Origin of the sequence: Enterocloster sp. HCN-30185 (assembly GCF_037890305.1) — a bacterium.
Taxonomy (GTDB): Bacteria; Bacillota; Clostridia; order Lachnospirales; family Lachnospiraceae; genus Enterocloster.
In genome coordinates, this window is sequence record NZ_JBBKBT010000027.1 from 1 (window position 1) to 12647 (window position 12647).

Here is a 12647-nt window from a genome sequence, read left to right on the forward strand (position 1 = left end):
GTGAATGGTTTCGAGTAGAAAACACTCACGAGCCGATTATTGACAAGGAAGTGTTCTATCGTGTGCAGGAGCAGATAAAATCAAGACGCAGACAGACAAAGGAAAAGGCAACGCCGATTTTTGCAGGGCTTGTCAAGTGTGCGGATTGTGGTTGGTCTATGAGATTTGGAACGAATAAGACAAATAAAACGCCTTACAGTTATTATGCTTGCAGTTACTACGGGCAGTTTGGCAAAGGTAATTGTTCTATGCACTACATTCGTTATGATGTGCTGTATCAAGCCGTATTGGAACGCTTGCAGTATTGGGCTAAGGCAGTACAGCAGGACGAAGAAAAGGTATTGAACAAGATACAGAAAGCTGGCAATGCAGAGAGAATACGGGAAAAGAAGAAAAAGGCAAGTACATTGAAGAAAGCCGAGAACAGACAAAATGAGATTGACCGTTTATTTGCGAAAATGTATGAAGATAGAGCCTGTGAGAAGATAACAGAGCGAAATTTTGTGATGTTGTCCAGCAAGTACCAAAAAGAACAGATAGAACTGGAACAGCAGATAACAAGCCTAAGAGAAGAACTAAGTAAAATGGAACAGGATATGATAGGTGCTGAAAAGTGGATTGAGTTAATCAAGGAATATTCCGTACCAAAGGAACTGACAGCACCATTATTAAATGCCATGATAGAAAAAATCCTCATACATGAAGCAACAACGAATGAGGATAACGAAAGAATACAGGAAATTGAGATATATTACCGATTTATTGGAAGAGTTGAGTAATCAACAAGAGTAATATTTTTAACTAAGGGAAACCGGAAGAGGGTACCCAAGTATAGATTCGTTAAAAGAAATATCTAGATATTTTTCTGTATCCATTGATGATTTGTTATCTGGAGATCAATTGATTTTCATAGCAGAAAAAGAAAACAAATCAAATCTCAATAGTTTATGCGACTTATTATTGGGGATTGTTGACTTGCTTTCTCTGATGTTGATATTTCTGCCGCTATATCCCAAGCCAATTAATAGTTATATTTACTCGGTAAATCTCCTTGGGTATGTAAATAACAATACTCTCATTATCAAAATATATTGGGCATTGTATATCAGTTTAGCGACAATAGGAATCGTGAAAATGCTGATGGTCTATTTCAAACTCGAAAAGGGAAAAAAGATGATTACTGACTTATCTGTAGGAATCAGTATAATTGCTGTTTTGTTTTTGGCTATGGCGAAAGAACCATATGCGACAACAGTAATGTTCCTTTTATTACTTATCAAAGGTGGCCTATTTTATAGGCAAGCCAAGGTAGGGTAATAAGATATTGTTCTCTACAACTTCCTGACTGTAGGGGAATTGAAATGTTGTATAAGTATTATAGCATTTAAGACTATTAGTTGATTTTGATATATAGCATATTGCTGACAATAAAATGACAATAGAATTAAATGAAAAGGTAGAGAATATATGCAAAACAGTTCAAAAACGAACTGTTCTAAAGCTGAAATAACGGGGAAGAACTACAAAGCAAATAGAACTTTGCGAGTTTGAGTGATGAAATGAACTTGAAAAAGCCTTTATTTATGCTGATTGCAAGCAAATTTGTTTAAGCCTTGGCAACGATTTGGCAACATTTTGGGTATCACTCACTGAATAACAGAATACTTCAATAAGAGAAAAACCTTGCTGATTTTCAGATATGGAAACTGAACATCGGCAAGGTCTTTTTATGCTTATTTCTGCTTTTTCTTTTTAGACGCTTTCTTTTCTTCTTTCTCGATTTCCTGAAATTCTTTGGCAAGCATATCACTGACCGCCTGCGAGGGAACACTCCCCCAATGTCCAGAGGTGTCAAGTTCTGGGTACTTGTATCGCCACTGGTCGTATTCTTCTCTGCTAATCTCGCCCCGTTCCAGCTTGGCAGATTGTTCCTGCCATGCGTGGAACATTTTGAACATGGAGGAATAGGTGGAACAGTCGGACTTGTCCAGCCGCAGACACACTTCCCCGTCAATCTCTCCGATTTTCAGTCCATACATATCTTCCAGCGCAAAAAGTGTGTGCATAAGCCCGATATAGCTGTCAATCTCCGGGACTGTGATTGCTCGTGGGCTGACATCAAAGATATTTGCCATTTCTTTTACAAGGTCTTGCTTCGGCGTTCTGGCTTCTGATTCATACTGTGCCATACGGACATCAGAGGTCTTTCCGAGAAAACCGAGGATTTCGCCTAACTGCTTTTGCGTCATGCCTTTCCGATTACGGAAAAAGCGGATTCGTTTGCCGATTGCCATAATAAAACCTCCGTTGTAGTTATAGTGATACAACCATTCTTGACTTAAACATTTCTGTTGAAGTTAGTATAACATTGTGCAATAGGAATAGCAAGAGGAACTTAAATAAAAAAAGTTAAGATTTTTCTGCAAACCACTTGACTTAACGGAATTTATTTAGTATCATGGATATAACTTAAACAAAAACAGTTAAATAAAGAAAGGAGAGGATAACTGAATGGCAGAAAAATCATTTATGACTGTGGAGGAAGTGGCAGCGGAACTGCGGGTGTCAAAGTCAAAAGCCTACCAGATTGTGCGGGAACTAAACGCAGAATTACAGAAACAGGGCTATCTGACGGTGGCTGGTCGTGTGAACGCTACATTTTTTCATAAAAAGGTCTGTTACAGCGATTAAGCGGAAAGGAGATGATTTGAATGGCTGTATACAAAGACAATGCTACAGGAACGTGGCGGGTAATCTATCGTTTCACGAATTGGAAAGGGGAGCGGAAGCAGACCCAGAAACGAGGATTTGCTACGAAGAGGGAAGCACAGGCGTGGGAACATGAAGCCATGCTGAAACAAGGTGCAAAGCTGGATATGACATTTGCCAGCTTCTTTGAGGTTTACGAAGCCGACAAGAAACAGCGTGTCAAGGAAAGCACATGGGAATCCAAAAGCCATGTAATCCGCACAAAGATTTTACCGTATTTCGGAAATCGGAAGATAGCGGAGATTGAAGCAAAAGACATTATCGCATGGCAGAATGAACTCATGGCGTACCGGGACGAGAAAGGGAAGCCTTATTCGGCGGATTATCTGAAAACCATACACGCCCAGCTTACAGCAATTTTCAACCATGCTGTGAACTTCTATAACCTGCCCTACAATCCGGCAAGGCGGGCCGGCACAATGGGAAATGAGGTTCCGAAAGAAATGGACTTCTGGACGAAAGAGGAATATCTGAAATTCTCCGAAGCCATGATGGATAAGCCCCGTTCCTATTATGCCTTTGAAATGCTTTACTGGTGCGGAATCCGCTCCGGCGAACTGCTGGCACTCACTCCGGCTGATTTTGATTTTCAGAAGCAGACAGTCACAATCAGCAAGACGTTTCACCGATCTAAAGGGCGGGATATTATCACAAGTCCGAAAACAAAAAAGAGTAACCGTACAATCAAAATGCCGCCATTTCTCTGTGAGGAAATACGGGAATATATCAAAATGCTTTACGACATTCAGCCAGACGAGCGGTTGTTTACGGTCACGAAATCCTATCTCAACCATGAGATGGAGCGAGGGGCGAAGCAGGCAGGAGTGAAAAAGATTCGTGTGCATGATATTCGTCATAGTGCGGTTTCTCTGTTAATCGACATGGGATTTTCGGTGTTGGCGATTGGGGAGCGCATGGGGCATGAAGCGGAGAAAATCACTTACCGCTATGCTCATTTATTCCCTACGGTGCAGACGGAAATGGCAGAAAAATTGGAAATGGAGCGAATGACAAAGGAGGATACAAATGGAAAGAACACTTGATTACAAAGGGCGGTGGCGCAATCATACAGTAGCGTTCCGGGTATCGAACGAGGAAGCGAATCTGCTTAACGATTTGGTGGCACTGTCGGGATTGACGAAGCAGGACTACATCACAAGGCGGCTGCTGTGCCGGGACGTGGTGGTACAGGGTAATCCGAGGGTGTATAAGGCTCTGAAAAATCAAATGGCGGCTATCTACGAGGAATTGAAGCGGCTGGAAGCATTAAGCCCGGACAATGACGAACTGCTCTATACGTTACAGGTAATCGGAATCACATTAGACGGTCTGAAAGGAGAAGATGAATGACAGAAAAAATAAAAACGACTGCTCCCGTATTATCTGTTGGCGCAGATAGGGAACAGCCGAATACAAAAAATCACAAAGAAATTATAGCAAATGAAACAGCACAAATCAATCTGCAAGCCGCACAAAACCCGGAGAAATCCAGGAGCGGCGGGCTTCAAATCGTTTCCATGACGGAACTGTATGATACCGTATATCCACCGAGAACACCGGTTGTGGACGGGTTTCTCTACGGCGGTACTTACCTCTTTGTAGGTGCGCCGAAAGTTGGAAAATCGTTCTTTATGGGGCAGCTTGCCTACCATGTGGCAATGGGGCTTCCACTGTGGGATTATCCCGTCCGAAAGGGGACGGTGCTGTATCTGGCACTGGAAGATGATTACGCAAGGCTTCAGCGCCGACTCTCCGGTATGTTCGGTGTGGAATGTGCGGATAACCTGTACTTTGCGACACAGGCAAAGACCTTGAATGAGGGATTAGACAGGCAATTAGAGGAATTTCTGAAAGAGCATACAGACGCAAGGCTGATTATCATTGACACGCTCCAGAAAGTGCGTGAGGTTGGCGGGGACAGGTACAGCTATTCCAGTGATTACGAGATTGTGACAAAGTTAAAATCGTTCAGCGATAAATACGGTATCTGCCTGCTGGTGGTTCATCACACACGCAAGCTGGAATCCGAGGACAGCTTTGATATGATTTCCGGCACAAATGGGTTGCTTGGAGCGGCAGACGGGGCGTTTATCATGCACAAGAAAAAGCGTACTGACAATGAGGCAGTGCTGGATATTGTGGGGCGTGACCAGCCGGATCAGGAACTGACCATAGAGTTTGACCGGGAGTGCTGCGTCTGGAAATTTAAAAAGGCGGAGACGGAACTGTGGAAACAACCGCCGAATCCTCTGCTGGAAGCAATCAACAATTTTCTGACAGAGGATAAGCCGGAATGGGAGGGGACAGCAACAGAACTTGTGAGCCAGTTGCCGGATATGCAGATACAGGCAAACGTGCTTTCCAGAAAATTGAATGTAGTCAATAGTCAGTTGCTTAATAACTATGGAATTTTCTATGACAATAAGCGAGGGCATGAAAGGAAGATTGTTCTGAAACGGCTTGAGCCGAGAGAGTAAAAGCGACGATATGCGTCGGTTGCGACGGTATTTTTTACAGTGGGCTGGTATAGAAAATATTGACGCTATCGACGCAAACCGACGCAGAAAGGATTAAGTGATGAAAAACGTGCAAATTCCTTATGAATTGTTTGTATCTCTGCTCCGCTATCATCTAATGGAAGATGATGATTGTCTGAATGAAATCCGGCAGGGATTGGAGCAGAAATTGGATTCTCTGGTGCGCCATGAATTATATGCGAAATATAAGACTGCGCCCACACAGGAAGAACGGGAAAATGCCAGACAGGAATATCTGGAAAAACGTGGAGTGCCGGATAGCTTCCGCTGGTAGTTTTCCTTTGATGATAACAGACAGGAGCGTGTCACGCTCCTGTGGATAGCAGATAACGAGAAAGGTGTGATTTGATGATAATTCAGCCGGAATGGGGAACCCGGAACGTGAACAAATATTTTTACGAAAATGAAGCCCGTAGGATTGCCGCATTCAATGAAATCTTTGGAGATGTGGAACTGACTGCGGCAGAAATGCGGACGCTGGTATGGCTGTGTGGGTGGGAGGAATGTACAGTAGAAAACGTACTTTCGGCTATCCGAAAAGCTATGGCGGAAGCAAAGCGGCGGGAACAGCCGCCCGTCCGTAGGACGGAAAAGCCCTCGGCAGAGCGCAAAGGCAGCTTTTGATGGACGGAACGGCTGTCAAAAGTGCTTTTGCGTTACTTTCGGCGAAAGTAACAAAGCTTATGCGCCGTATCCGGCGCTGATTACCCGAACAGGGAGAAAGGATATTGATTGAAGCGAACAATCAGCTTTATGACAGGAAAAGGCTCTGTCAACCATAACAGCAGAAAATTTCATGCAAAGAATACTGACCCGGAAAGAAGCTGTCTGAACGTGGAATACTGCAACGAAAATATTAAGGACGTATATCACGAATTGTTTGATGAAGCACTCGCCCGGTACAATGAGAAGCAGACTAGAAGTGACCGCCGGATTGATGATTATTATGGGAAAATCTGTTCCGGCAAGCAGGAAAAACCATTCCATGAGATTATCCTGCAAATCGGGGATAAGGACAACATGGGAGCGAAAACGGAGAACGGACAGCTTGCGGTAAAAGTGTTGGATAAATATATGCAGGACTTTCAGCAACGAAATCCTACGTTGAGGGTGTTCAGTGCCTATCTTCATATGGACGAAGCAACGCCCCACTTGCATATAGATTTTGTACCGTATACGACAGGAAGTAAGCGGGGACTTGATACAAGAGTTTCTTTGAAACAGGCGTTATCTGCTCTCGGATTTAAAGGCGGCGCAAGACGGGAAACGGAATTAAATCAGTGGGTGGCTTATGAGAAAGAACAGCTTGCCGCTGTCATGCTGGAACATGGGATTGAGTGGGAGAAGAAAGGCACACATGAAAAGCATTTATCTGTCTTGGATTTTGAAAAAAAGGAGCGGGCAAAGGAAGTTGCAGAACTGGAAACGAAAAAAGCGGAATTGCAGGAAGAAAACGCTACTTTTCAAGAAATCAACGAAGATTTGCATGAACAGTTGTTACAGGTTGATGATGAGATTCGTTCCTTACAGGAAGATTTGCAGGAGTCCCGGCAGGAAGCAGAGAAAGCACAGAAACAGGCGGACAAATATCAGAAGCGCATGAATGAACTTGCTCCTATGGTAAAGAACATGGAAAAGCTGGCGGCAGACTTTTCCGCAGATCCGGAGCAGACGCTTCCAGAAGCGGCGGTTATGGAATCTGCAAAGTCGTATCGGGAAAAGAAAGCAAAACCGCTGGTAAAGAAAATTGTACAAGTTATGCGCTCCGTTTATTCGGCATATCTGGATATTTCAAATAAGTTTACAAAGCTGCAAGCGGCGTATAACAGGGAACGGAGCGGAAACGAGCGACTGACAAACAGGCTGGAAGAAGTTTTGGAGGAAAACCGGGAATTGAGGATAGTGGTGGAAGATTTTGGGCGTATAAAAGCTGTGGTCGGCTCTGAACAGGTTAATGCTGTGATTGACCGGGTAAAGCAGCAGGAACAGATAGAAGCCGAGCAGAAACGGGCTGCAAGGAGAAAACATAATCGGGAAGCCCGCTGACAGGCGGAGGGCTGCTTAAAGACCTCTTAGCTGCATGAAGCGAATCCCCGCCAGTTAGTCAAGAGTGGCGTAGCCGTTAATTTACTCTTGACTGGCTGGTGGGGATTTGCTATTTCCATTTACTCTTTCAAACGAAGAAGTTATAATTAAAATATAAAGGCTGAAGAAAGGTTAAGGGAGAATGGATATTACAAAGGAATTAAAAAAGGATGGTATGTTACTAAAAAAGATTCCTAAAAAGGAACAAACGATAGATATTTGCAAAATGGCTATTAGACAGAATCCTTTAGCTTTACAATTTGTGTCCAGAAAATGTTTGGATTCAAAAATGTGCTTAGCAGCGGTAAAAAAGGATGGACAGGCATTTCGGTATGTTCCTAGTCAATTTATTACGAGGAAAATGTGCGAATTGGCAGTTGAGGCAGACCCGGAACTTTTGAATAATGTACCAGAGAATTTTAGGACATTGAGAATTTGTATAAATGCTATTAAAAAAGATGTAAGTACTTTATCATATGTATCACGAGAAAAAAGATATGAATTGTTTGACAATAACACAGAAATTGATTTAATTAAAAAGGTTGTAGAGCATAATTCTAAATGGTTAATGTATATGCCTAACCGCCCAGATGTGAGGGCGTTTTGTATAAGTTGTATGGAAGAAGATTTTTCTGTTGCACAGTATATGCCAGAGCAGATAAAAATTGCTGATGATATTCTGAACTATCAAAAAACGAAAGGAAAATTACATTTTATACACAAGTATTATAATTCCGAAGAAGGAAAATTTTGTGTAAAAATTAAGGTTGTATGTGGACAACATGCCTCAATATTTGATGAAAATGAGATGATAGAAGAATCATATTGTGTTGTGATGGAATTTGGAGACTTTGACAAGTTTTATAGCTTTTTAGATGGAGATCTTTTTGATGCAGAATTAAGAAATTTTGATTTTAAAGGAATAGATTTAAAGCAATATAATATTGATGGTGCTACTATCAATAGTGAAATATTGCAATTACAAGGATTATATGACGGGACATATTTTTCATCTATTAAAAAGATTTTGGAAACAGATTCAGATGAATTTATGGGAAGTAATGAGATTATGATACCTAATGAATTTTGTTATCCCAAACCTATAGATGATGATGAACATGAGCGATTTGATATTAGTCATATTCCGTTTTTTTATATTAGTGACATTCACTTAGCACATCGAGTTTGCAATAAATTTAAGGATAAGGCAACAAAAGAAGAAATACGCTCATATATAAAGTATTTAGCAAGAAGTATGGTTTCTTCCATTGGAACCAGGCCATATAATAGCTATTTGCTGATTGCAGGAGATACTTCATCTATTTTTGAGTTTGCCGCTATTTTTTATAACGAACTTATACAGTGGTGGAATCCAAATCAGATAGTGGTTGTGCCTGGTAATCACGAATTATGGGATCCTTGTATTGACATGGAAGATAATATAGAAATATATAGGAAATTTTTTGATGATTTAGGTATAATATTTTTACAAAATGATTTAATGTGTGTAGAAGATAGGAAAAAATGTGAGATATTCAGTGAAGTAGAAATATTGAAAATGAGTGAAGAAGAAATAAGGAGCAAGTCTCAATGTTGTTCGGTCATTATTTTGGGTGGAATAGGATTTAGTGGTTTAAATGAAAAATTCAATGCCTCAAATATTCGATATGGGAGAAGTTTTGATGAATTATCAAGAGAAGCAGCTTTGAGGAAAGATATACAAGAGGCAATTCGTTTTAATACGATATACACCAAAATATTAAAAAGCTTAGGCAAAAGCAGAGTTATTGTCCTTACACACGTCAAAAAAGGAGACTGGAATACTGAACCACATAATCCGTATTGGATATATTTGAATGGGCACAATCACCAAAACTTTTATGAAGTGAGCGATAGAAGAACTATATATGCTGATAACCAAATTGGATATAGAACAAAGAATATTGGGTTAAAATATTTCTATTGTGATAATAATTATGATATATTTGCTTATTATCAAGACGGAATACATGAAATAACACGGGAGCAGTATATTGATTTTAACAGAGGGAAATTGGTTTCCATGTCATTTAAAAGGGAAGATGGAACAATTTATATGCTAAAAAGAAATAGTATATATTTATTTTTGATATACTGTGAATACTCCAAACGTTCAAGAGGAAAATCACTATATCTTATGAATGGTGGAAAGTTGGGGAGATTAGGACGAAATAGGATAGAGGATTTAGCTTATTATTATGATAACCTCAAAAAATATGTGGAAAATGTAAATCAACTACTATACAGGTACGTGGGAGGTCAACAGAGAATTTCCGAATTTATCAAACATCTTGGCGGTTCTGGAAAGATACATGGTTGCATTGTTGATGTAGAAAGACCTAATGAATTAGAAGGATTTTCATATTGTCATTTGTTTGTTAATCCGATAGATGGGAAAGTGACACCATATTTTGCTTATGATGTAAAATCAAGAATTGTATACAAAGATTTTAAGGCTTTACTGCAAGCACATGATAGTTGCAAGTTAATGGCTAATAATTATTTGAGGCTTGAAAAAGAATCTGTGCATAATTTACCGACTATTCAGTATTCGGGGCAGATGGAAGAATGGGAAAATGAAGATTCCATGTATGATGAGGGAGGTTATCTATATAAAATTTCTCGAATTATAAAAAGTTTACAGTATTGTGCGGAGAAAAATATTGTACGTCTTTGGAATGAAGAGTTACTCAATTACGATTTTGTAAATAGGATTAAACAATCGAACAAAATTGACGAAATTGTAGATGACAGACTAATGATTGATGAAAAGAGTATTTAATGGTAATGTTACGTTTTAGACATTCTGAAATGCTTGTTTTGTAAGGAATTTCAAACGCTGTGGGAGAGGGTGTGATACTTTATACCTATATCCTCGAAAACGGGCTTCTATTGCGTAACATTTCAAAAATGTATTGTCAATCTGCGAAGATTTGCTATAATAAAGGCGTGGCAACATTTTGGCAACAGAAAATCAGCAAGCCAGAATAAATGATGTAATCGAAGTAAAAATCGGTGTGTATTTGCATAAAACTTAAACAAATACAGTTAATAACAACGAGGGACACGCCGAGTTTGAATAGTCGGAGCTAAGCCGCAAAGCCCGTAAACACAAGGGTTTGGCGGCTTTTTCTCTTTATCATTGCATTACGATTGCATTTTTCTATTCAACCTCTTTATGATATGCTGCGGTGTGCTGATTGCTTGTGTAATCTGCAATGCTGTGTGAAGCGGGTGTGTATGTCAGCACGCCCGTTAATTTATTGGCAACTTCAAGATTGCTGTTCGGGTACAAATGCCCGTATGTTCCTAAAGTGGTCTGTATCTTCTCATGCCCTAAACGCTCTTTAATCAAAAGCGGGTTTTCTCCCATGCTGATTAAAAGGGAAGCGTGGGAATGTCTTAACGCATGGATTTTGATACGGTGTACGCCTGCAAGCCCGGCTAGTTTTTCTAAGGCTCTTGGAAGTGTGTGCTTACTGGTAGGAATACCGTTGTAGCTCAACACCAGATCGCAGTCTTTCAAAACTTTCTGCTGAACCTCATGCCACGCCTGCAATTCTTTTAAGGTGTCCGTGTCAATATAGATTGTGCGGACGCTTGCCTGCGTCTTTGGTTCAACAAACTTGTAGTCGTCCATTGACTTATAGTACAGGGTCTTTGTTATGCTTAAAAGCCCTGTTTCAAAATCAATGTCAGACCATTGCAGGGCGGCGGCTTCGCCAATCCGTAAGCCTGTCATAAACAGTACCCAAAAGGAAATGAAAAGGTAGTGTTCGTAATAATCGCCCTTATAGAGCAGGGAAATCACTTTCTGAAATTCTTCCAACGTCCAGAAGTCAACCTTTGTCTTTTTGCTTTTGATGTTGCCTATCATTCGGGACGGGTTCTTTTTCGCAATTCCCAGAACAATCGCCCGGTCAAATGCAATAGACAGCATACCCTGTACGACACGGATATAGTTGGGGCTAAATTCTTTCGCAAGCTCCAACTGCCAATTCTGCACGTTGATAGGTTCTATCTCGTCCGTTGCCATTTTGTAGAAGTATGCGAAATGCTTCTGAATGGTGGAACGGCGGTTCAAGTAGGTGCTTTCCTTTACCTGTGTTTTGTACCACGGGAGATAAGTTTCCTCAATGAACGTCTGGAAAGAAATTGTTTCCTTTTTGGCGGTCAGTTCTTCGGTGGAAGTGAGGACAAGTTTTGAATATTCTTCCCTTGCTTCCTTTTTTGTCTTAAAGCCGCTTCGGTATTTCTGTATCTGTTTACCTGTTATCGGATTGTAGCCTAAGTTTGCTCTAAAATAATATGTTCCGTTATCTGCTTTCTTAATTGGGTCTTTTGCCATAATCTCACTCCTTACATAGATGTGCAAGAAGTACATTCAGCCTGTCCGTCTGGAAATGTAATACCCAATAATTCCTCCACGGCTTCCCTCGGTACACGGTCTAATTTCCGGGACTGATAGTATGTATGTCCTTTGGAAATCATAAGTTTTTTTGCTTCCCGTATAATGTCAGCCGCAAAAGAAGTCCCATAACCCAGAGCAATTAAATCTTTTTTGGTTACGGTTATCATAGCCCTCCTTTCCTAGACCAGATAATGAAACCTCAATATCTTGTCTACGATCATAACAGATTTTCAGCAAAAATGCGCTATAAATTTTATTATTTTTCAAAAAAGTTGAGTAAGAAAGGCAAAACGGACGGCTTGGCAGCTCCACGGGACTTGCACCCCTCTCATTCTTATGAGTAGCCGTGTCATACGGGTGTATCATTATACCAATATGCGGGTCATGGCGGCGGCAGTTTCCTCTTGCCGCCTGCGGTGCGCTGAATAGTATCGCTCGCCCCTTTGCCGGGGTCTTGGCGTATCAGCCCGCAGGCTCGCCGCATATTGAACGTGTCCGATTGCCCTATGCTGCGCCGTGCGCTTTCTTTGTCAAAGTTCTTGGGGCTTGTCAGCCCGCAAAGGCACACCATGAAGATGTACTTTTGCGGAATGGCAGGAAACAGCGGGCGGCAAGCCCGCCCGTGCTATTATTCCTCTTTTGTGTCCTGCCCTTTAAGCTACATTAAAGGTCATAACCGTTATGATCAGCTTGGTTTCCAGTCGGCGGCGCAGTTCTTCGTCTACCCACGGGTGGGGGCTTCCTGCTTCGTCATACATGGTGCGTGTTGACAGTGCGGCAATGTAGCCCTCGTAATGCTTCAACAC

General features: G+C 41.2%; 14 protein-coding genes. 10 read left to right on the top strand and 4 right to left on the bottom strand.

Going from position 1 to position 12647, the window contains the following annotated elements; translation table 11 throughout:
- Positions 1–779: DUF4368 domain-containing protein (locus WKT10_RS15580; protein ID WP_340278018.1), on the top strand; the 779-nt coding region annotated here is incomplete at its 5' end.
- A 121-nt stretch (positions 780–900) separates the two neighbouring features.
- Entirely contained in the window at positions 901–1317 is a 417-nt protein-coding gene (locus WKT10_RS15585) for a hypothetical protein (RefSeq protein ID WP_340278019.1), read from the top strand.
- 416 nt (positions 1318–1733) lie between these two features.
- Here WKT10_RS15585 and WKT10_RS15590 read toward each other — a convergent pair whose 3' ends face one another.
- On the bottom strand, positions 1734–2294 hold the full coding sequence (locus WKT10_RS15590) for a helix-turn-helix domain-containing protein (RefSeq protein ID WP_021869172.1): 561 nt from the start codon (positions 2292–2294) through the stop codon (positions 1734–1736).
- A gap of 217 nt (positions 2295–2511) precedes the next feature.
- Here WKT10_RS15590 and WKT10_RS15595 point away from each other — a divergent pair, with 217 nt between their 5' ends.
- The 8 genes from WKT10_RS15595 (at position 2512) to WKT10_RS15630 (ending at position 10212) form a co-directional block, all read left to right on the top strand.
- A complete protein-coding gene (locus WKT10_RS15595) occupies positions 2512–2691 on the top strand; it encodes a DNA-binding protein (protein WP_021869173.1) in 180 nt (59 codons plus the stop codon).
- A gap of 20 nt (positions 2692–2711) precedes the next feature.
- Entirely contained in the window at positions 2712–3812 is a 1101-nt protein-coding gene (locus WKT10_RS15600) for a site-specific integrase (protein WP_021869174.1), read from the top strand.
- Positions 3796–4119: a plasmid mobilization protein gene (locus WKT10_RS15605; RefSeq protein ID WP_021869175.1), complete on the top strand. Its 324-nt coding sequence runs from the start codon at positions 3796–3798 to the stop codon at positions 4117–4119. The genes WKT10_RS15600 and WKT10_RS15605 overlap by 17 nt, the downstream gene beginning before the upstream one ends.
- Complete coding sequence (locus WKT10_RS15610; protein WP_055168131.1) at positions 4116–5246, top strand: AAA family ATPase; 1131 nt, start codon at positions 4116–4118, stop codon at positions 5244–5246. Before WKT10_RS15605 ends, WKT10_RS15610 begins: the two co-directional genes overlap by 4 nt.
- A gap of 100 nt (positions 5247–5346) precedes the next feature.
- Positions 5347–5580 (top strand): hypothetical protein, encoded by a 234-nt coding sequence (locus WKT10_RS15615; RefSeq protein WP_055168133.1) that lies wholly within the window; start codon positions 5347–5349, stop codon positions 5578–5580.
- A 107-nt stretch (positions 5581–5687) separates the two neighbouring features.
- Positions 5688–5930, top strand: coding sequence for a hypothetical protein (locus tag WKT10_RS15620; RefSeq protein WP_243131982.1), 243 nt, complete (start codon positions 5688–5690; stop codon positions 5928–5930).
- A gap of 129 nt (positions 5931–6059) precedes the next feature.
- The gene (locus WKT10_RS15625) at positions 6060–7352 is read left to right on the top strand and encodes a plasmid recombination protein (protein ID WP_117502880.1); all 1293 of its coding nucleotides are present in this window, start codon (positions 6060–6062) and stop codon (positions 7350–7352) included.
- A 181-nt stretch (positions 7353–7533) separates the two neighbouring features.
- Entirely contained in the window at positions 7534–10212 is a 2679-nt protein-coding gene (locus tag WKT10_RS15630) for a DUF4116 domain-containing protein (protein WP_340278020.1), read from the top strand.
- A gap of 381 nt (positions 10213–10593) precedes the next feature.
- On the opposite strand, the gene WKT10_RS15635 is transcribed toward WKT10_RS15630, so the two are convergent.
- From WKT10_RS15635 to WKT10_RS15645, 3 genes are all read right to left on the bottom strand, one after another.
- A complete protein-coding gene (locus tag WKT10_RS15635) occupies positions 10594–11778 on the bottom strand; it encodes a site-specific integrase (protein ID WP_009266817.1) in 1185 nt (394 codons plus the stop codon).
- An 11-nt stretch (positions 11779–11789) separates the two neighbouring features.
- Positions 11790–12008: a DUF3173 domain-containing protein gene (locus tag WKT10_RS15640; RefSeq protein WP_009266816.1), complete on the bottom strand. Its 219-nt coding sequence runs from the start codon at positions 12006–12008 to the stop codon at positions 11790–11792.
- Positions 12009–12494: 486 nt separating this feature from the next.
- Positions 12495–12647, bottom strand: a 153-nt coding sequence (locus tag WKT10_RS15645; protein ID WP_340278021.1) for a helix-turn-helix domain-containing protein, incomplete at its 5' end; no start/stop codon positions are given.

What these genes read in the sequence shown, in the direction of transcription:
- WKT10_RS15590 (WP_021869172.1), bottom strand. Translation starts at nt 2,294, where the DNA reads ATGGCAATCGGCAAACGAATCCGCTTTTTCCGTAATCGGAAAGGCATG.
- WKT10_RS15595 (WP_021869173.1), top strand. Translation starts at nt 2,512, where the DNA reads ATGGCAGAAAAATCATTTATGACTGTGGAGGAAGTGGCAGCGGAACTG.
- WKT10_RS15600 (WP_021869174.1), top strand. Translation starts at nt 2,712, where the DNA reads ATGGCTGTATACAAAGACAATGCTACAGGAACGTGGCGGGTAATCTAT.
- WKT10_RS15605 (WP_021869175.1), top strand. Translation starts at nt 3,796, where the DNA reads ATGGAAAGAACACTTGATTACAAAGGGCGGTGGCGCAATCATACAGTA.
- WKT10_RS15610 (WP_055168131.1), top strand. Translation starts at nt 4,116, where the DNA reads ATGACAGAAAAAATAAAAACGACTGCTCCCGTATTATCTGTTGGCGCA.
- WKT10_RS15615 (WP_055168133.1), top strand. Translation starts at nt 5,347, where the DNA reads ATGAAAAACGTGCAAATTCCTTATGAATTGTTTGTATCTCTGCTCCGC.
- WKT10_RS15625 (WP_117502880.1), top strand. Translation starts at nt 6,060, where the DNA reads ATGACAGGAAAAGGCTCTGTCAACCATAACAGCAGAAAATTTCATGCA.
- WKT10_RS15630 (WP_340278020.1), top strand. Translation starts at nt 7,534, where the DNA reads ATGGATATTACAAAGGAATTAAAAAAGGATGGTATGTTACTAAAAAAG.
- WKT10_RS15635 (WP_009266817.1), bottom strand. Translation starts at nt 11,778, where the DNA reads ATGGCAAAAGACCCAATTAAGAAAGCAGATAACGGAACATATTATTTT.
- WKT10_RS15640 (WP_009266816.1), bottom strand. Translation starts at nt 12,008, where the DNA reads ATGATAACCGTAACCAAAAAAGATTTAATTGCTCTGGGTTATGGGACT.